Annotated in this window: 19 protein-coding genes; 9 read left to right on the plus strand and 10 right to left on the minus strand. The window is 72.2% G+C overall.

Annotated elements, in window-relative coordinates; translation table 11 throughout:
- Positions 1–1,558, plus strand: a 1,558-nt coding sequence (locus tag VEL82_03650) for a V-type ATPase 116kDa subunit family protein (GenBank protein ID HXW66956.1), incomplete at its 5' end; no start/stop codon positions are given.
- On the opposite strand, the gene VEL82_03655 is transcribed toward VEL82_03650, so the two are convergent.
- The 5 genes from VEL82_03655 to VEL82_03675 all read right to left on the minus strand — a co-directional run bounded on the left by VEL82_03655 (position 1,555) and on the right by VEL82_03675 (position 5,186).
- Positions 1,555–2,631, minus strand: a complete 1,077-nt coding sequence (locus VEL82_03655; protein ID HXW66957.1) for a V-type ATPase subunit — start codon at positions 2,629–2,631, stop codon at positions 1,555–1,557. The two genes, VEL82_03650 and VEL82_03655, sit on opposite strands and share 4 nt — an antisense overlap.
- A 10-nt stretch (positions 2,632–2,641) precedes the next feature.
- Complete coding sequence (locus tag VEL82_03660; GenBank protein HXW66958.1) at positions 2,642–3,193, minus strand: V-type ATP synthase subunit E; 552 nt, start codon at positions 3,191–3,193, stop codon at positions 2,642–2,644.
- Between the two features lie 13 nt (positions 3,194–3,206).
- On the minus strand, positions 3,207–3,425 hold the full coding sequence (locus VEL82_03665; protein HXW66959.1) for an ATPase: 219 nt from the start codon (positions 3,423–3,425) through the stop codon (positions 3,207–3,209).
- Positions 3,426–3,489: 64 nt separating this feature from the next.
- Positions 3,490–3,978: a vitamin K epoxide reductase family protein gene (locus VEL82_03670; protein ID HXW66960.1), complete on the minus strand. Its 489-nt coding sequence runs from the start codon at positions 3,976–3,978 to the stop codon at positions 3,490–3,492.
- A 5-nt stretch (positions 3,979–3,983) separates the two neighbouring features.
- On the minus strand, positions 3,984–5,186 hold the full coding sequence (locus VEL82_03675) for a DUF929 family protein (protein ID HXW66961.1): 1,203 nt from the start codon (positions 5,184–5,186) through the stop codon (positions 3,984–3,986).
- Between the two features lie 119 nt (positions 5,187–5,305).
- Here VEL82_03675 and rnz point away from each other — a divergent pair, with 119 nt between their 5' ends.
- The 5 genes from rnz (at position 5,306) to VEL82_03700 (ending at position 11,148) form a co-directional block, all read left to right on the plus strand.
- On the plus strand, positions 5,306–6,208 hold the full coding sequence (gene rnz, locus VEL82_03680; GenBank protein ID HXW66962.1) for a ribonuclease Z: 903 nt from the start codon (positions 5,306–5,308) through the stop codon (positions 6,206–6,208).
- Positions 6,205–7,458: an imidazolonepropionase gene (gene hutI / locus VEL82_03685; protein ID HXW66963.1), complete on the plus strand. Its 1,254-nt coding sequence runs from the start codon at positions 6,205–6,207 to the stop codon at positions 7,456–7,458. Before rnz ends, hutI begins: the two co-directional genes overlap by 4 nt.
- Positions 7,459–7,515: 57 nt before the next feature.
- Complete coding sequence (locus VEL82_03690) at positions 7,516–7,731, plus strand: hypothetical protein (GenBank protein ID HXW66964.1); 216 nt, start codon at positions 7,516–7,518, stop codon at positions 7,729–7,731.
- A 118-nt stretch (positions 7,732–7,849) separates the two neighbouring features.
- The gene (locus VEL82_03695) at positions 7,850–7,999 is read left to right on the plus strand and encodes a hypothetical protein (GenBank protein HXW66965.1); all 150 of its coding nucleotides are present in this window, start codon (positions 7,850–7,852) and stop codon (positions 7,997–7,999) included.
- Positions 8,000–8,349: 350 nt separating this feature from the next.
- Positions 8,350–11,148, plus strand: a complete 2,799-nt coding sequence (locus VEL82_03700; protein ID HXW66966.1) for a vitamin B12-dependent ribonucleotide reductase — start codon at positions 8,350–8,352, stop codon at positions 11,146–11,148.
- Between the two features lie 17 nt (positions 11,149–11,165).
- On the opposite strand, the gene VEL82_03705 is transcribed toward VEL82_03700, so the two are convergent.
- Genes VEL82_03705 through VEL82_03720 form a run of 4 tightly spaced genes read right to left on the minus strand, consistent with a single transcriptional unit; the run spans position 11,166 to position 14,614 of the window.
- Positions 11,166–12,770 (minus strand): MFS transporter, encoded by a 1,605-nt coding sequence (locus VEL82_03705; GenBank protein ID HXW66967.1) that lies wholly within the window; start codon positions 12,768–12,770, stop codon positions 11,166–11,168.
- Positions 12,767–13,261, minus strand: a complete 495-nt coding sequence (locus VEL82_03710) for a MarR family transcriptional regulator (GenBank protein HXW66968.1) — start codon at positions 13,259–13,261, stop codon at positions 12,767–12,769. The genes VEL82_03705 and VEL82_03710 overlap by 4 nt, the downstream gene beginning before the upstream one ends.
- 55 nt (positions 13,262–13,316) lie before the next feature.
- Positions 13,317–13,736, minus strand: a complete 420-nt coding sequence (locus VEL82_03715; protein HXW66969.1) for a hypothetical protein — start codon at positions 13,734–13,736, stop codon at positions 13,317–13,319.
- Positions 13,733–14,614 (minus strand): DUF2400 domain-containing protein, encoded by an 882-nt coding sequence (locus VEL82_03720; GenBank protein HXW66970.1) that lies wholly within the window; start codon positions 14,612–14,614, stop codon positions 13,733–13,735. The genes VEL82_03715 and VEL82_03720 overlap by 4 nt, the downstream gene beginning before the upstream one ends.
- An 86-nt stretch (positions 14,615–14,700) precedes the next feature.
- Between VEL82_03720 and VEL82_03725 the strand changes: the two genes are divergently transcribed.
- The 3 genes from VEL82_03725 to VEL82_03735 all read left to right on the plus strand — a co-directional run bounded on the left by VEL82_03725 (position 14,701) and on the right by VEL82_03735 (position 17,990).
- On the plus strand, positions 14,701–15,498 hold the full coding sequence (locus VEL82_03725) for a GNAT family N-acetyltransferase (protein ID HXW66971.1): 798 nt from the start codon (positions 14,701–14,703) through the stop codon (positions 15,496–15,498).
- Entirely contained in the window at positions 15,495–17,186 is a 1,692-nt protein-coding gene (locus tag VEL82_03730; GenBank protein ID HXW66972.1) for a helix-hairpin-helix domain-containing protein, read from the plus strand. Before VEL82_03725 ends, VEL82_03730 begins: the two co-directional genes overlap by 4 nt.
- 444 nt (positions 17,187–17,630) lie before the next feature.
- Positions 17,631–17,990, plus strand: coding sequence for a hypothetical protein (locus tag VEL82_03735; protein HXW66973.1), 360 nt, complete (start codon positions 17,631–17,633; stop codon positions 17,988–17,990).
- A gap of 4 nt (positions 17,991–17,994) precedes the next feature.
- Here VEL82_03735 and VEL82_03740 read toward each other — a convergent pair whose 3' ends face one another.
- A complete protein-coding gene (locus tag VEL82_03740; protein HXW66974.1) occupies positions 17,995–18,942 on the minus strand; it encodes a hypothetical protein in 948 nt (315 codons plus the stop codon).
- Positions 18,943–19,086 lie beyond the last annotated feature (144 nt).

Genomic DNA, 19,086 nt, shown 5'->3' on the forward strand with positions numbered 1-19,086 from the left:
CTACGGCGAAGCCCCGACGGACGCCTACCAGGCGTTCGTCACCGCGCTCTCTCCCGAGGCGAACGGGGAGATTCTGCTCGGACCCTCCGACGAGGACGTCGTCCGTTTTCTCATCGTGCTGCGCCCGGGCCTCGCCGAACCTCTCTCGCGCCTCTCCCAGGCGCGCGGCGTGCGCCTCACGCCCGTCCCGCATCTCGATGGGACGGTCGCGGAGTCGCTCGCGGCCCTGCGAGCGCGCACGGTCGAGATCGTGGGCCGTCGTACCGAGATCGCGGCCGCGCTCGCGAAGATCTCCGAGGCCTGGTATCCTACGGTGAGCGCGATCGCGGAAGCGCTCGAGATCGAAAACCGGAAATCCGAGGTCGTGACGAAGCTCGGAGCGAGCCGCTCCGTCTTCGCCCTCGAGGCGTGGGTCCCCGAGCGCGACCTCGCGCGGCTCGAATCCGTCGTCCGCGCCGCGAGCGGGGACCGAGTCTACTTCTACCGCGTCCCGACCCACGAAGAGCCGCCCACGATGATGTCGAACCCCTCGGGGGTCCGTCGCTTCGAGTTCTTCATCCGGTTCTACTCGCTGCCGCAGGCGACCGAGTGGGACCCGACGCTCGTCTTCGCGATCGTCTTCCCCATCTTCTTCGGCTTCATGCTCGCCGACTGGGGCTACGGGCTCACGATCCTGTTGATCTGCCTGTGGATGATCGCCGGCTTTCCCGGCGCTCGGCGCCTGCCGAAGTTCGGCCGCGACTTCGTCAAGCGGATCATGGGTCCGCAGGGGATGCGCCAGCTCGCCTACGCGCTCCTCCCCGGCTGCGCGATCGCGATCGGGCTGGGCCTGTACTCGGACGCGTTCTTCGGCTTCCCGCTCTTCCACGCGCTGTTCGGCTACGATAGCCCGTTCGTGCCGAGCCAGCACGTCCCGGCGCTCCTGCTCTTCGCCGGCTTCGTCGGGCTCGCGATGGTCAGCCTCGGATTCCTCTTCGGCCTCCTCAAGGAGTACTTCCACCACCACCCGCGGGCCGCCGCGGGCAAGGCCGGCGGGATCGTGCTGGCCTGGGGGATCGCGTTCTTCGGCCTCTGCGTGATCCACGGCGCGGACCACGTTTCGAACCCGCTCTTCGACCTCTATGTCGCGATGCTCGCCGCGGGCCTCGGGCTCCTCGTGATCGGCGAGGGGATCCAGCTCGGCGTCATGGGCCTCATCGAGGTGCTCAGCCACATCCTGTCGTACACGCGGCTCGTGGGGATCCTGCTCGCGAGCATCATCCTCGCCCTCGTCATCAACTCCATCGGGGGCGGGCTCGTGGTCGGCGGGACCCTCGTCGGGATCGTCGCGGGCCTCGCGATCATCCTGGTCGGCCAGTCGTTCAACGTCATCCTCGGCGTCTTCGAGCCGGGGATCCAGGGCGCGCGGCTGATCTTCGTCGAGTACTTCTCCAAGTTCTACTCGGGCAACGGCCGGCCGTTCCGGCCGTTCGGCGCCCCCCGCACCCACACCGTCCCGACGGTCGCACCGGACGGGCTCGCCGCGGGCCCGCTCGTCCAGGCGCCCCCGCCCGACTAGAGGCGCGGGACGACCAGGAGCGGGCTCAGTCGCTCGGGCGCGATCCCGTACATCCGGCCGAAGGCGATCCGCCGCAGGTCGGCCCGCTCGAGCTCAGCGAGCAACAGGTAGGTGAAGATCACGCTGAGCGAGAGCGGGTAGGTCCGCAGCCGGCGCAGCTCGCCGAGGGCCCGGTCGCGCGCGAGGGCCGACTCGAAGCCCCCGAGGCTTCCCCCGCGCTGGAACTCCTCGGTCCCCTCGGCGATCGACGGGTAGCGATCGGCGAGGCGCTCGGCGAGCTCGACCACGCCGCGGGCGCCGAAGAGGTCGGGCGCGAGGGACGCCGGTAGGCTGCCGCCCTCGAACCAGCGCTGGAGCACCTCGTCGAGCGCGAGGTCGCCCGCCTTGCCCTTGAGCAGCAGCAGCGCGTTGCGCAGGTCGATCTCGCTCGAGAGGAACTGGCGCACGACCCACTCGTCGCCCTGGAAGAACCGGGCGGCCTCGCGGACGGTGCGGAAGTAGTCCTGGTCGAGGGCGTGGACGACCGGGAAGATGTCGTGGGTGCGCTCGAACGTCTCCAACAGCGGCAGGATCGTCGCGCCGTAGCCGTACCTCACGAGGGCCTGGACGGTCGACTCGAGCGAGGGCTGGGCGAGCAGGGTCCGGTAGTCGTCGAGCGTGAGCACGCCGGCGTAGAGGCCGGCCGGGATGTCCCGGCTGGACACGAGGTGCTCGTCGGTCTCCGTCAGCGCCCGGCCCTGGGCCTTCGCGGCCAGGATCAGCTCGATGTTCTCGCGGTCCCACCGCGTGAGGTAGGCGCCGACGACCTGCCGGCCCGCGAACGGCGTCGCCTCGAGGGCGTGGCGGTTGCGCCGCACGAACGTGCGGTTCGTCCCGACCTCCACGAGCGTGATCCCCTGGTAGGCCGCGCGCGCCTGCTGCAGGTCCGGCCCGTAGGCCGTCCCCTCGAGGAGCTTGGCGATCTCCGCCGGGTCCCGGGCCTGGACGAGGGCCGGGTAGGCGTCCTTCGGAAGGAACGCGCTGAACTCCGGCCGCAGGCGGCCGAGCGCGCTCGCGTACGCCGACGAGGCCACGGTCCTCCCTTCAGGCGAGGAGCTCGCGGACCCGGTCCTCGCGCAGGCGCAATAGCTCGTCGAACGAGAGGTTCAGCCGGCGGTTCCCGTCGGGCGTCTCCGCGACCAGGCCGCCGACGATCGGCCGGGGCGTGGGGTCGAACGACTTGCCCGCGATCTTGCCGAGACGGGCCGCGTCCTCCGCGCGGCCCGAGACGCGGATCGGGCGGCCGAGCTCGTTCGTCGCGACCGCGACCATGCGCCGGAGCACCTCGGGGTACTCGGGGTCGTTCGTGAACTCCGCGAGCAGGACGCGGGTGGCCCGGAGCCCCTCCTCGAGCCGGCGCTCGCGCGCCTCGTACAGGCGCTGGCGCGCCGCGAGCTTGGCGGCCGCGATGCGCTGGGCCCGCTCGCGGGCGATCTCGGCGTCGGCGGAGCGCGCGCTCGCCGTGCCCGCGTCCGCGATCGCGCGATCGCGCTCGGAGGCGAGCCGACCCAGCTCGGTGCGCTGCGCCTCGAGCGTCGCGCGCAGCTCGGCCTCGCCGCGGGCGCGGATCTCCTCGATGAGGCTGTCGAGGCTCATGCGCCGGGCCCCGCTAGATCGCGCCGATCAGCAGGATGAACCCGAGCACGAAGCCGATGATCCAGAGCGTCTCGGGGATCACGAAGAAGAAGAGGACCTGCCCGAACTTCTCGGGCTTCTCGGCGATGATGCCCATGCCGGCGGCGCCGATCCCGGACTGGGCCATCCCGGTCCCGATGAGCCCACCGGCGATCGCGATCCCGGCGGCGAGCGTAGCGTACGGGTCGGCCATGGCGCAACCGCGCGGCCGAGAAAGGTCGGGTATATAGCCCCACCACCGCCGTCGCACGGCGGGGCTAGGCGTCGGCCTCGGGGGCCGGCTCGGGCGGCTCGGCCGCGGCCTTCGCCGCGGCCCGGGCCTGGCGTTGCACCAGCCCGATCGCCCCGGCCCAGGCGACCCCGCCGAGCACGTAGGCGGTCACGCAGACCGGACAGATCGCGTGAATCTGTGCGACCTCGACGTAGAGCAGGTACAGCGCGAGGGCGACCCCGGCGCTCGTCAGGCTGAGGAGCGCGTAGGCCCGGCCGCGATCGCGCGGCCGCTGTTCGGCGAGGCCGGCGGCGACGAGGATCGCGACGAACCCTCCGACGCCCCAGGCGAAGTCGGGGATCCCGAGCGTCGAGGTGAGGCCGCTCGTCAGCACGCGCGAGCAGGAGATCGAGGAGCTCACGGAGCAGACGCTGGCAAGGCCCGGATCCAGCACCTCCGCGGCCGCGAACAGCGCGGCGATGAGGCCCAGCCCGGCCGCGAGGTAGACGACGGTGCGCAGCGAGCGGGTTCGCATCGTCCCTACGGGATCTCGGCGAAGTCCGCTTCGACGCCGCTCGTGGTCGCGCTCGACCAGTGCAGCGAGGCCGCGAGCTGTGAGACGGGGGCCCCGGTCGACTTGGCCATGAACGCCATGATCCACCACGCCTGGAACTGGACGGCCGTCCACGGCCCGCCGGACTCGCCCTGCACGTCGGACAGGACCGTCGAGGCCCCGGTCCCGGCCCAGTCCTGGAGGTTCTGCGGGTAGATCAACTGGCTCTGGGCGTGGACGTACTGGCCGTTCACGACGAGGAACGGGATCGTCCCCCCGCTGTAGGCGGAGACGTACGCCGACTGGAAGCAGGTGGAGGTGCCCGGGAACGGGTGGCCGGAGTAGCTGCCGACGTACTCGCTGACCTGGAACGACACCCAGCTCGAGGTGTACCCGATGTTCGCGAGGACGATCTCGGGGGTGCTCGGATAGACATCGGACGGGTCGGAATAGGCCAGCGCGTTCCCCGCGCCCGAGACGTTGCCGAACTCGCTGAGCGCCTTGTAGATCGCCCAGCTGCCGGCCGAGCAGTACGGGCACCACTCGGCGCCGAAGAAGTAGACGACCGGCTTACCGCTGTCCTGCCAGGCGCTCATGCTGCCGTAGGCCCACGGGGACACCGCGGCGCTCCCCGAGCCCGTGCCGCTCGTCCCGATCGTGCCCAGCGTCGAGTACGGGGGCAGGTACGGGCATCCGAACGCGAGGTAGCCCGTCAGGCCGACCGTGCCCGCGAGCACGAGCCCGAGCGCCACGCCGCCCACGAGCGTCTTGCGGTACGTCGGGGTCCAGCGCTTCTCCTGGGTCCGCCACAGGCCGAAGCACAGGATGAACGCGGCGGCCGCCACGCCGAGCGCCAGCCACGGGATCGCGGGCAGCAGGAGACCGACCGGGGACGGGACGAGATAGGCCAGCAGGCCCCACAGGCCGAAGACCGGCACCGCGAGGAAGCCGACGCGCGGCAGGGTCCAGCGGTGCTCCCGCAGCTCGAGGTCCTGCTTGCTCGGACGGCTCGGGGCCTCGGGTTCCCGGCGACCCCCGCGTCGGCGGTGGCGATGGTACAGCGCCCGGAGCGCACGCCCGGGCTCCTGGACAGAGGCCTCCGGGTGGAACCCGACCTTCGGATCGTCGGCGATCCGGTCCCAGTCCCAGCCCCGGTCTCGGAGCTGCTCGACCCGGTCCCAGTCGACCATCGCCCTTGCTACGGGCGGCCCCCTCTTCCTCTTTACCCTCGCCCCCGAGACGCGGGACCCTTCCCCGCACGGGCCCGGCGACCCCTCCCCCTTTTATCCGGTCCGGGGTGACCCCCGCGATGCGTCTCACGTTCCTCGGGACCGCCGGTTCCTGGCCGACGAAGGAGCGCAGCGCCAGCGCGATCGCGCTCGACCTCGAGCGCGAGCTGATCCTCCTCGACTGCGGAGAGGGCACCCAGCGCCAGTTCTTCCAGTCGTCCGCTTCGTTCATGCGCGTGCGCCGGGTCTTCCTGACGCACTTTCACGGCGACCATTTCCTCGGGCTTCCCGGCCTCGTCCAGAGCATGAACCTCAACAACCGGACCGAGCCCCTCGACATCTACGGGCCGCCGGACGCGCGCGAGCTCGTCGAGCGCGCGCTCGCGCTCGGCTACTTCACCCAGCGCTTCCCGATCGCCATCCACCCGCTGCAGCCGGGCGAATCGGTGGAGCTCGACGGCTACACGGTGCGCAGCGCCCGGGCCGAGCACCCGGTGCCCGCGCTCGCCTTCCGCATCGAGGAGGGGCCGAAGCGTGGCCGCTTCGATGGCGCGCTCGCGCGATCGCTGGGCATCGAGGGGCCGGACTTCCGCCGCCTCGAGGCCGGGGAGTCGATCCGGGTCGGCGCCCGGGTGATCCATCCCTCCGACGTGATGGGCGAGCCACGGCCCGGCCGCTCGATCGTGTACTCGGGGGACACTTCGCCGAGCGACGAGGTGCGACGGCTCGCGCACCGGGCGACGGTGCTGATCCACGAAGCGACCGCCTCGCGCGAGATCGAGGAAGAGGCGAACCAGTGGGGCCACTCCTCCGCGCGCCAGGCCGCGGAGATCGCGACGGCGGCCGAGGTGCGTGCGCTGTTCCTCACGCACTTCTCCTCGCGCTACAAGGAGCTCGAGGCCCTCGAGGCCGAGGCGAACCTCGCGTTCCCCGGGACGAAAGCCGCGCGCGACCTGCTCGATCACCTCGTCCACCAGCCATGATCCGCGTCGACCTCGTCGTCGACGAGATCGCGGAGCTCGCGACCCTCGCTCCGGGTCCGATCCCCCGCACCGGCCCGGCGATGCGGGAGCTCGGGATCGTCCGGGACGCCGCGATCGGGATCGCCGGCCGCCGCATCGCCTGGATCGGTCCGGCCCGCCGACGGCGCTCGGAGGTCCGTCTCGCCGCCGGGGCTCGCACGGTCTCGGCGAACGGCGGGATCGTCGTGCCGGGCCTCGTGGACGCGCACACGCACGCGCTGTTCGCTGGTGACCGGGCGTTCGAGCTGCCCCGCAAGGCCGCCGGCGAGAGCTACGCCGAGATCGCCCGCTCGGGGGGCGGCCTGTATGCGACCGTGGCCGCGACGCGAGCGGCCTCCGACGCGATCCTCACCGACGAGACCGTCGGCCGGCTCGAGCGGATGGTCCGCCACGGCGCGACCACGATCGAGGTGAAGAGTGGCTACGCGCTCGACGTGCCCGGCGAGCTGCGGCTGCTGCGCCTGCTGCCACGGATCGCGCGTCGCGCGGGGGTCCGGGTCGTGCCGACCTTCCTCGGCGCCCACGCGGTGCCCCCCGAGTTCGCGGGGCGCGCCGACGCCTACCTCGACCGGCTCATCGCGGACGCCCTGCCGACGATCGCGCGCGAGGGGCTCGCGCGCTTCTGCGACGTCTTCTGCGAGCCCGGCTTCTTCTCGCCGGCCCAGGCCGAGCGTCTGCTCCGCGCCGCTCTCGCCTTCGGACTCGGGGCGAAGATCCACGCCGAGGAGTTCGTCGCCTCCGGCGGGGCGGCCGTCGCCGCGCGAGTCCGCGCCACCTCCGCGGACCACTTGCTCCAGGCGACGCCGGACGACGCGCGGCGTCTCGCCGCGGCCGGGGTGACGGCAGTGCTGCTGCCGCTGACGGCGTTCGCCGCGACGCGCGCCCACCACGTTCCGGCTCGCGCGATGGTCGACGCGGGCGTCCCCGTCGCGCTCGGCACGGACTGTTCGCCCAACGCCTGGGTCGAGTCGATGCCGCTCGTCCTCGCGCACGCCGTGCACGGCGGAGGGCTCGCTCCCGCCGAAGCGCTCTGCGCCGCCACCGTCAACGCCGCGCACGCCTGCGGCCTCGAGGACGCCGGGCGGCTTGTCGTCGGCGGACCCGCCGACTTCGCGCAGTTCGCGCTCCGCTCGCTCGATCAGCTCGGCTACCGCTTCGACGCGCGTCCGGCGTCGATTTACCGTCAGGGAAAACCGGTTTTCTCGGCGTAACTCCGTCAGCACATTCAAATAGGACCCCTATCTTTGTCGCCGGTCGAGGTCGCCAGCATGGCGGAGAAGGTCGGCAAGGAGCAGATCAAGCGCGAGAAGGGCTACCTGTACTACCTCGGGAAGGACGGGTATCTCTGGAAGACGCCCACGAAGCTGAACAAGTCCGGCAGGAAGGCGCGCGTCGGCACCGAGAAGATCACCCGCCAAGACGGGTACATGTATTTTCTCGACAAGAAGGGCTACGTCTCGCGCGCCCGAATGAAGAACGCCTGAGCCCGACCCACCTTTCCCGGGGAACCTTCCTTCGGGAGGGTTCCCCGGGTGCCGTTTTTTTCGCTGAGAGTCGCGTGCGTCCGAGCAGGCAAATAGTCCGAGCTCTCTGGTCCGCATCATGACGTGCCGCAACGCGCCGGACGACCCGAGGAAGTGCGAGCGCTGCGGGGCGTTCCTGTGGGTCGCCGACGAGGGCCTCTACTGCGGCGAGTGCGGCGTCCTCATGCCGTGCACGATGCGCGTCGTTCCCCCGCCGCTCCCCCGGTGAGCGCGCGGAACGCCCGGTCCGAGCGCGGACGCCGCGACCCGGAGGAGCGTCCGCGCCGCCGGACGATTCCGTTCTTCCGGAGGAACGCATTGTGCGCTTCGAGCGACGCGCCCCGGCGCGAGTTGCGCACTTCTGCGACCTACTCAGCTTATACCCGAACGCGCTTGGCGCCACCCGGAGGTTCTCGACGGGTGTTCTCCGCGGACCCGGTTGCGTCCCAACCTCCCGCCCGGCGGCGTGAAACGGCCTCTTCTCGGAGGCGTTCCGCGCGCTCGCGGTCGGCGAGATAGGGACCGCCGGCATCCCAACGAACCCGGTGACCCCGTCCCGCCCTCCGGGAGCAAGCATCGATGGCCGTTGCACGCAAGCGCCCCGCCTCCGCCGCCGAGGAGCCGCCCGCACGGGCGGCGCCGCGGATCGGCCGGGAACCGATTCCCGTCCCCCGTCTCGTCCCGCGCGGTAAGACCGCCTTCGACACCGTCGCCTGGCGGACCCACGACGCGCTCATCAAGAACGCCGAGGGGGCCGTCATCTTCGAGCAGAAGGGGATCCACGCCCCGGCGTCGTGGAGCGAGACGAGCGTGAACATCGCCGCGTCGAAGTACTTCCGCATCATCCAGGGCCGCCGCGAGACGTCGGTGGACGGGATGATCCGGCGCGTCTGCCACTGGATCGCCCAGAAGGGCGTCGAGCTCGGCTACCTCGAGACGGCCGACGAGGCGACGACGTTCGAGGAGAGCCTCGCCTACCTCATGGTCCAGCAGATGGCGGCGTTCAACAGCCCCGTCTGGTTCAACGTCGGCGTCCGCGATCCACCGCAGTGCTCGGCCTGCTTCATCCAGTCGATCGCGGACGACATGGACTCGATCCTCGGGCTCGCGACGAGCGAGGGGCGTCTGTTCAAGGGCGGCAGCGGGACCGGGACGAACCTCTCCCCGCTGCGGGGCAGCCACGAGCGGCTCGCCGGCGGCGGGATCGCCTCGGGCCCGGTCTCGTTCATGCGCGCCTTCGACGCGCTCGCCGGCGTCATCAAGAGCGGCGGGACGACCCGCCGGGCAGCGAAGATGGTGATCCTCAACATGGACCACCCGGACATCGTCGACTTCATCGACTGCAAGGTCCGCGAAGAGGACAAGGCGCTCGCGCTGATCCGCGAGGGCTATTCGTCCAACTTCGACGGCACCGATCCGGACTCGGCCTACGCGTCGATCGCCTACCAGAACGCCAACCACTCCGTCCGCATCCCGGACGCGTTCATGGACGCCGTCGTGCGCGACGGCGAGTGGAGGACGTTCCACCGCACCGACCACGCGGTCGCGGCGACGTATCCCGCCAGGGAGCTCTGGCGCAAGCTCGCCTACGCCGCCTGGCGCTGCGGCGACCCCGGCGTCCAGTTCGACGACCTCACCAACGACTGGCACACCTGCCCGAACTCCGGCCGGATCAACGCGTCGAACCCGTGCAGCGAGTACCTGTTCCTCGACGACACCGCCTGCAACCTCGCCTCGATCAACCTGATGAAGTTCCTCGACGCGAAGGGCCTGTTCGACGTCGAGCTGTTCCGCCAGGCGGTCCGGGCGATGATCCTCGCGATGGAGATCATCGTGGACGCCTCGAGCTACCCGACCGCGCCGATCGCGCAGAACTCCCACGACTTCCGCCCGCTCGGCCTCGGCTACGCGAACCTGGGCTCGCTGCTGATGCACTACGGCCTCCCCTACGACTCGGAGGCGGGCCGCACGCTCGCCGGCGCGATCTCGGCGTTCCTCTCGGGCGAGGGCTACCACATGTCGAGCGAGATCGCCAAGCGCACGGGGCCGTTCCCGGGGTTCGAGAAGAACCGGGCGCCGATGCTGCGCGTCATGGGTAAGCACGCCAAGGCGGCCGAGCAGATCGGGCTCAATGACCCGCGCCTCACGCCGCTCGTCCAGGCGGCGGTCGACCGCTGGCACGACACGGTGAAGGCCGGCGAGCTGTGGGGCTACCGCAACGCCCAGATCTCGGTGATCGCCCCGACCGGGACGATCGGGCTCCTGATGGGCTGCGACACCCTCGGCCTCGAGCCCGAGCTCTCCCTCGTCAAGACGAAGAACCTGGTCGGCGGCGGGGTACTGCGGATGGTCAACCGGACCGTGCCGGACGGGCTCGCGAGCCGCGGCTACGATCCCGAGGAGATCCGCGCCATCAGCGAGCACCTGGAGAAGACCGGGACGATCGAGGGCGCGCCGGGGCTCGACAGCGAGGACCTCGCCATCTTCGACTGCGCGCTCGCGCCGGCGGGCGGTTCGCGCACGATCGCCCCGATGGGGCACCTCAACATGCTCGCCGCGGTCCAGCCGTTCCTCTCGGGCGGGGCGTCGAAGACGATCAACCTGCCCAACGAGTCGACCGTCGAGGAGATCGAGAAGATCTACCTCGAGGCCTGGCGCCACGGCATCAAGTCGGTCGCGCTGTACCGGGACGGCTGCAAGGCGAGCCAGCCGTTCGAGACGGGCAAGGGGCGCGCCGGCGCCCCGGGTGGGCCCCGCGGTCCCACGCGCGAGCGCCTCCCCGACGAGCGCGATGCCATCACGCACCACTTCAGCGTCGGGGGACACGACGGCTACGTGACCGTCGGCCTGTATCCCGACGGCCGCCCCGGCGAGATCTTCTTCCGGGTGACGAAGGAGGGCTCGACCGTCAACGGGCTGATGGATTCGCTCGGGATCTCGATGTCGATGGCGCTCCAGCACGGCGTGCCGCTCAAGGACCTCGTCCGGAAGCTCGCGCACCTTCGGTTCGAGCCGGCCGGTGCGACGAACAATCCGAAGATCCGATTCGCGAAATCGATCCCCGACTACGTCGCCCGGTGGCTCGCGCTCGAGTTCCTGACCGAGGAGGAGCGCCGCTCGATCGGCCTCGAGGGGCCCGCGGCGGAGGGCAACGGCAACGGGAACGGCCACGCGCCCAGTGCGCCGGCCAAGACGGGCGCGCCGGGCCAGACCGTCAAGTTCGAGACGCGGCTCCTCGATGCCTTCGCCCAGGACAGTGGGGCGCCGGGCGGGGTCAGCGAGGACGCGCCGTCGTGCGCGATCTGCGGCGGCATCATGGTGCGCTCGGGCACGTGCTACGCGTGCACGGTCTGCGGCTCCACGAGCGGCTGCTCGTAGGCGCGCGCCGGCCCCGTCTAGGGCGGGGGCGCGGCGGCGGTCTCCCCGATCGACGCCGGCGCGGGCTCGGGGGTCGGCGCGGCCTCCGTCGTCCGGGTGCCGTCGGCGAGGAAGCGGAAGTTCCGCAGCGCGAGCGAGAGCAGGAGCCCGACGAACGCGACCGCCGCGGTGATGCCGAAGACGAGCTCGAAGCCCGTGATGGCGTAGGTCGAGATCGGGACCGGCACGGGCACGCCGGGGACCGTGAGGTACGTCGTCGTGAGGAAGCTCGCGGTCACGGTGGCGGCGACGACCGGCCCGACCGCGCTGCCCAGGTTGCGGAACGTCTGGTTCATGCCGGTCTGGATGCCGAGCTCGTCGACCCGTACCGACAGGACGATGATGTTCGACATCGCGATCAGGACCGCGACGTTGCCGACGAGCGCGGGGATCGCGAAGACCATCAGCTCGTAGACGTTGGAGTGGAACAGGACGAGCCCGAGGCCGCCGAGCGCCATCACGGCGAAGCCGGTGATCATGACGGGCTTGGGGCCCTTCGCGCCCACGAAACGGCCCCAGACCGGGGCGAACAGGAGCATCGAAAGGGACGACGGCACCGAGACGAGCCCCATCTGGAACTCGTTGAAGCCGAAGCCGGGCTTGAACGGGTACTCGACGAGGATCGTGAGGCCGATGAACACGAGGAACATCCCCATGCCGACGAAGACGCCGTTGACGTTCGAGATCCAGATGTTGCGCTTTTTCAGCGCGGCGAACGAGACGACCGGGTACTTCGCCCGCGGCTCCCACACGAGGAAGAAGACGAGGCCGGCGAGGGCGAGCAGGAAGAACTGCGGTACCCCCCAGCCGATCCCGGCGAAGTGGACCGCGGAGAAGTTCGCCCAGCCCCAGTACGTGCCCTCGGTGATCGCGAACAGCGCGGTCGCGAGCGCGAAGCCGAGGCTCGCGATGCCCGGGTAGTCGATCGGGGCGGGCGTGAGGTGCGGGGACTCCCGCAGGATGAAGTAGGCGAGGACCGCGACCGCGACGGCGACCGGGATCACCGTGTGGTAGGTCAGCTGCCAGCCCGAGGTGTAGGCGATGTAGCCGCCGCCGACGAGGCCGAGCGAGGCCCCGGCCGCGAACATCGCGGAGACGATCCCCTGCGCCCGGCCGACCCGGGCCGCCGGGAACACCTCGGGGAGCATCGCGAAGGCGAGCGGGAACATCCCCATCCCGAGGCCCTGGAAGGCGCGGATCGCGATCAGGACGTAGATCTGGTTCGCCCGGTCGATCCCGAGCGCGGTGCCGATGTTCGGCGAGAAACCGGCGATGCTGACCGCGACCGCGTACAGGCTCATCACGAGGACGAGCATCCGCTTCTTGCCGTACTTGTCCCCGAGCTTGCCGAAGATCGGCGTCGCGACGGTCCCGACGAGCAGGTACGCCGAGACGATCCAGACGACGGTCGTCGCCGGAGCATCGTCGAAGAAGCTGACGAACGAGGCGAACGCCGGGATCACCATCGTCTCGACGTAGGTGACCATCAGCGCCATCACCGCGATCACGATCAGCACGTTGCGCGCGGCGCGGGCGTCGTACGGCGTCCCGGCCGCGGTGAGCGCGCTCGCCGTCTCGCTCACGCGCGTCGCCCCCGCCCGATCGTCTCGGGACCGGTCCGGCCGAGACGGCCGGCGATCGTCGCGAGCGTCCGCGCGGTCGTGCTCAACTCCGCCGGCGCGATCCCCTCGGTCGCCTCGGCCAGCGCCCGCCCGATCTCTCGCCAGACCGCCGACTCGGCCCGGCGCCCCGCCGCCGTGGGGGCGAGCTCGACGATCCGACGGTCGGTCGCCGAGCGGCGTCGCCAGATCAGTCCCGCCGCTTCGAGCCCGTCCACCGTCGCGCACGCCGTGGGTCCGCTCACCGACAGGTGGCGCGCGACGCGCGTCAGCGACGGCGCCTCGAGGTTCGAGATGAGATGGAGCGCCCAGAACCGGCCCATCGTGAGGCCCTGCTCCTCGAGCTTGGGCTGCAGGTCGTGGAGGACGCCTCGCATCAGCGCATGGATCGAGTCCGCGATCGCGGGCTCGGGGAGGGCGCGGACCGGCGGGGTGAGTCGGGCCATGGCAGCCATTCGGACTCCTATTGATTCGTAACTCTAATCATTCGATTATATAACGACACGGGGCCTAGGCGAGCGCGTAGCGCGCGAGCTCGGCCAGGTCGCGGAGCGAGAGCGGGCCACCGCTGGGCCCCCCGGTCGCCCAGGTCGCCCGGATCGCCCCCCCGGGGAAGCCGGGGGCCGCGCTCGCCTCGATCGGCTCGAGCAAGCGCGGCGGTCCCCGTGCGTCGGATTCGAGGAGCAGCACGAGTGCCCCCACCGGCCCCGAGTCGACCGTGATCGCGACCGACCGGCCCCGGCCGCGCGTCTCGACGCGCGCCTCCTCGTCGTGGAGGTGGGCGATGCGGGCCCGCGGGCGCGAGGCCGGCCCCGGCGCCCGGCGGCGCGAGGCGCCGGGCGCCTCGCGCCAGGCGATCTTCGCGGCGGCCGCCCGGAACCGCGAGACGAGGGGGGCCTCGAGCCCATCGGGCCCCGCGGCTGGGCTCATGCGGCGAAGTGCCCCCTCCAGAGTCGGCAGTCCGGCCGGACCGAGCACGGCCCGCAGACCGCGAGGTCGCGCTCCTTCGGGCAATCGCCCGAGATGCCCGTGTGGCACAGGACGAAGTCGTACCGGACCGGGTCGAGGGGGTCGATGCGGCGTAGCGCCTCCGTGACCTCCTCGACGGTGCGCCAGTTCCGCGTCCGGCGCGCGGTGAGGCCGAGGTGATAGGCGATCCAGTGGACGTGCTGGTCGAGCGGGATCCTCAGCTCGCCGGTCGGGACCCGTCGCCAGATCCCGAGGTCCGGGTAGCGCTCCCGCACCATCCAGCGCACGAACAACGTGAGGCGCTTGCAGGCGCTGGCGCTCGGGTCGAACGGGCTCGGGAAGAGGGCCCGGTAGCCGCGCGGCGCGGGCGACCGCCCGGCCGATCCGTCGCCCCGCAGGGTGCCGGCGAGACCGGCGAGGCCGCCGGAAAATCCGCCGGTCGCCCATCCGGCGAGGAACGCGTCCTCGAGCGACGCATGCTGCCGGTAGTAGTCCGTGAGCACCCGGAAGAGGTGGTCGAGCTGGTCGCCACGGATCCAGCGGTGACGGAACCCCTGCAGCCGTCGCGCGCGCTCCCGCGCCGTCGCCGGGTCCACCCAGGAGGCGAGGTCGCCCTCCGCGAGCGCCGCGATCCGCGTGATCGCCCCGCGGATCGCGGTGGTGTTCCCGATCGCGAGCGTGGCGCCCACGATCCCCGCGATCTCCGCTCGGCGCGGACCCCGGGCGAGCGGGCGGATCGCGGAGATCGGATCCTCCGCGAGCGAGCGGTCGAATGGGAAGCGCCCGTAGAGCTGCTCGAGGTGTTGCGGCAGCTCGGGCGACGGGCGATGGACCCGCATCGGCGCGAGCGACCGCTGCCGCGGATTTACGCTTGCCCGACGGCCGTCCCGACCTCGGCTAACTAGCCCGGAGGCGTACCTCGGGCGTGCGCGAGGGCGAGATCGAGCTCCGGCCGACGGTCGACCGCTCGTGGCTCGAGCGCGCGGCGCGAGTCGACCCCATCGCCCACGCGCTCGCGCTGTGGGACCTCGATCGGCATCCGGAGCGCGTGCGGTTCGTCTCCGCGATCGGTCCCGACGGCCCGGTCGGTTACCTGTTGATCTGGCTCGGGCATCCCGTCGCCCCGATCGTGCACTGGGTCGGCGCTCGCGGGGCGGCCGGTCCGCTCGCGGACGCCCTCCCCCCGCGGCCGCTGGTCGCCATCACGCCGGTCGATGTCGTCGGCGCGGTGGAGAGGGTGCGGGGTCCCGCGAGCGTCCGGCCGCTGCTCGTGCTCGCCGCGCCCCCCAGCGGGCCCGAAGATGCCGTGGAGGCTTCGAACGAGGTGCGCCGGCTGGGAACCGCGGACCGACTCCCGCTCGACGGGTTCGTCCGGGCCCACCGGGATCCCGAGACCGCGGAGTACCCCGGACTCGATCCCGAGCGCGAGACGATGTGGGGGTTCTTCGAAGGAGGCGAGCTGCTCGGGGTGGCGCGCGCCGCGGTCCGCGGCGAAACGGTCTGGCTGATCGGAGGGGTCTACGTCGCCCCGGCCGCCCGCGGTCGCGGCATCGCGAGCGCGCTCGTCCACGCCGCGGTCGCGGCCGGGCGGAAGGACGGAGCGACCCTGGCGCTGTACGTCCGGGAGGACCGGGCGGGAGCACGCCGCCTCTACGAGCGCGCGGGGTTCCGTCCGCACGGCCGCCGGCAGTGGATCGACGCTGGTGCCGGGCTCGATCCGTGAGCCCGAACACCTCAACCGACCTCGCCGCGTTCCCGCGGGCGATGCCGACGAACGCCGAGGTCGCGGAGGCGTTCCGGGAGATCGCGGACCTCCTCGACGTCCTCGGCGAGCGGTTCAAGCCCGAGGCGTACCGGCGGGCGTCGCGGTCGCTCGAGAGCCTGACCGAGGACCTCTCCGCGATCGCCCGGCGCGACGAGCTGCGGACGATCCCCGGCGTGGGCGAGGCGATCGAGGAGAAGATCCGCGAGCTGCTCAAGACCGGCCGAATCGCCTACCGCGATCGGCTTCGCCAGGAGGTGCCCCCCGGAGTGCTCGAGCTACTGCGGCTCCCGGGCCTCGGTCCGAAGACCGCGCGACGCTTCTGGACCGAGCTCGGGGTCGAAGGACCCGCCGAGCTCGCGGCCGCGATCGACGCGGGGAAGCTCGAGGGGATGAAAGGGTTCGGGCCGACGAAGATCGGCCAGATCCGCGCGGCGCTCGCGGCCGCTGGCGGGGGGACCGCTTCGGCCCGGATGCCGATCGAGGAGGCCTATCCCATCGCGGCGGGCCTGCTCGCCGGTCTCCGGGCGTCGCGGACCGCGACCGCGGTCGAGATCGCGGGAAGCTTCCGCCGCTCTCGCGAGACGGTCGGCGACCTCGACGTGCTCGCCACGAGCGCGGCGCCGGAGCGTGTGTTCGACGCGTTCTCGGGCCTTCCGGAGGTCCGAACCGTGCGCCTGCGCGGTGGGACGAAGGAGACCGTGGAGCTCACGAACGGTCTCCAGGTCGACCTGCGCGTCGTCGAGCCCGCGGCGTTCGGGGCCGCGCTCCTCTACTTCACCGGCTCCAAGGACCACAACGTCCACCTCCGCTCGATCGCCCGGGATCGGGGGCTCAAGATCAACGAGTACGGGATCTTCCGCGGGGACGAGCGGATCGGCGGCCGGACGGAGGCGGAGATGTACGCCGCCCTGCGGCTCACGTGGATCCCGCCCGAGCTGCGGGAGGATCGGGGCGAGATCGAGGCGGCGGCCAAGGGCCCGCTCCCCGAGCTCGTCGCCCCCGGCGACCTCGCCGGCGAGCTCCACGCGCATCTTCCCGCCGACGCCGGCGGCCGGGAGGTGGAGGCGCTCGTGGCCGCCGCTCGCCGATCGCATCTCGCGTACCTCGGCGTCGTGGTCGGGTCGGCGGACGCCGACGGTTCCGTGACCACCGTCGCCCCGCCCGCGCTGGCCCGGCTCGCCTCCGCCGGAGGCCGGGGGCTGACGGTCGGCCGTGCGCTCGAGGTCGGGCCGGGGGGCGTCCCCGCCGCCGGCTCCGGGCTCCGCTACGACTACCTCATCGTGCGGCCGCTCGCCAGCGCCCTCGGGCCGCCGAGCGCGGACCTCGCCGCGCCGGCGCCGGCGCTGGTCGCGCACGTGGAGGTCGGGCCCTCGGCCTCCGGCTGGATCGACTGGGCGCGGCGCCACGCGGCCGCGATCGAGGTCGGGCCGGGGCCCGAGCGGCTCGACTCCTCGGGTGCCCGCGCGGCGCGCGAGGCGGGGGTCGCGCTCCACGTCCCGACCGGGATCGACCGCGGGAAGGACGACCCGAGCGGCCCGGTCGCGATCGGTTTCGCCCGCCGGGCCGGCGCCGGAAAGGCGGACGTGCGCAACGCGCAGGCCCGGTCGAACGTCACGCGGTCTTGGGCGGCGTCACGACCGGCGTGAATCCGGTGCGGGTGGGCGTCGCACGGCCCCCCGACGTCGCCGCCGCGCTGGTGGCGCTCGCCAGGCAGCTGGCGCAGCGGTGGGCCGACGGCTCGAGTCCGTGGCGCCAGTAGCAGTCCGCGCAGAGCGGACGGCCGCACCCCCAGCATCGGGGGACCGCCCCCGAGGCTCGGATCGGAGCCGCGCAGCTCCCGCAGGCCCGGGCGGCGTTCAGGGCGTCCCCCCGGAACGCCGGGGGCTCGGGAAGGCGCTGGCGACCCTCCCCGACGGGTCCGGGACGGCGCCCGGGACCCGGCACGTGGGCCGGGGACCCCCGAGCGGGTGGGTCTTGGCCGAGGGGGCGTCGCGGGCCGTCGGGCACGGGGAGCGAGACGGAGAGGGGGTTCTTAAGACCCTGTCTCGACGGCGCGGGCTGCCGGTGGACGCCCGGCTTCTTGTAGGGTGATGGCGGACGGCACGGGCGTGTCGGTGGCCCGCCCGACCCGCACGGTGCGCGCCCGCCCGGTGGAGCTCGAGCACGCCCGCTCGAACGCGGCGATCCCGGTCGCGGTCGCGTTGGTGGTGATCGGCCTCTACCTCGCCTCCTATTCGCTCCTCGTGACCGCGTTCCTGGGTTTCGCCCTGCTGGTCTCGGCCGGCTCGCTGCTCTCGACCCGCCTCAACCCGCTCAGCGCGACCTTCTACCTGAGCCGCAAGCCCTCGTTCCTCGCGATCGGAGTGGTCTTCCTCGGCGCCGTCATCCTCTTCGGCGGCGCCTACCGGCTCTGGACGGAGCACGGCGGGCCGCTCTGGCCGCACCTGTAGGCGCTCAGCCCCCGACGCGCCTTAGCACCCCGAGCGCGGTCAGGGTCAGCAGCTTGCTCGGGCGGCCCACGGGCTCGAGGGCAAGCGGCGTCGGCCGCTGCTTCGGGTGGTCCCGGTACCATCGGGCGGCGCTTCCCTGGACGTCCGGATGGATCGCGTCCAGGTTCCACCGGCCATCCGCGCGTCGCTTGGAGCGGAGCAACCCCAGACCGAAGCGGAGGCGCGGGTCCGCGCCGAAGCCGAGCGCGGTGAGCATGTCGAGGCCGACGAGCACGTCGTAGTAGTAGTGGACCGGAGAGTGGAAACGGTACCAGGGAGGGTAGCGCGCGCCCTGGCGGTGAAGCTCGCGCTCCAGGAAGAACTCCGCACCGGCGTCGGCCGCCCGCTGCATCGCGGCCGAGCGCCTCGCCTTGGGGTAGGCGGCGAGCGCGCTCAGGCCCTCCCACGAGTCGAGGTTGCGCCCCTTCCCGAAGCACGACCAGCCTCCCCTCGGATCCGCGCTCTCGGTGATCCACTCGAGCATCCGCCGGACCCGGTCGTCGTCGACGTAGCCGAGTCGGAGGAGGGCACGGGCCATGTTCCCGACCACGCAGTGGTGCGGCGCCCCCGTCCCCGCGCCGCCGAAGCGGGTCTTGGCGAACGACACCCAGCGCTCCACCGCGCGATCCACCCCCGGCATCTCCCGCGTCACGCCGAGCTCCGAGAGCAGGAGGAGCTGCCAGTTGGACGCGGTGTACTTCGGCCAGTAGAAACCGTCGGAGCTCGTCCACCATCCCTCCGGCGAGGCACGGGCCAGGATCTCCGCGGCCCAGCCGTGGCTCGGGATCCGCGCGCGGGCGGCGCGGACCTCGGGATCGTCCGGGGCCCGTGCTTGGAGCTCGGTGAGGGCGCGATAGCGCACGGAGGGTTGTGCGTCCTCGAGGAGCCAGTCCAAGACCCGGCGGGCCGTCACCGCGGCCCGGGCAGGGGCCCGGCCTCTTCACGCTGCCACCCCCCACCAGCGAAGCCATCCGGAGCCCGCGCGTTCGTGCTCGTGGGAGGACGACGCTCCCAGCGGAGGCGCGCCGGCCCGCCTCGCACGCGAACGTCGTGGAGG

The organism is Thermoplasmata archaeon (genome assembly GCA_035622275.1).
Classification (GTDB): Archaea; Thermoplasmatota; Thermoplasmata; order Lutacidiplasmatales; family UBA184; genus Lutacidiplasma.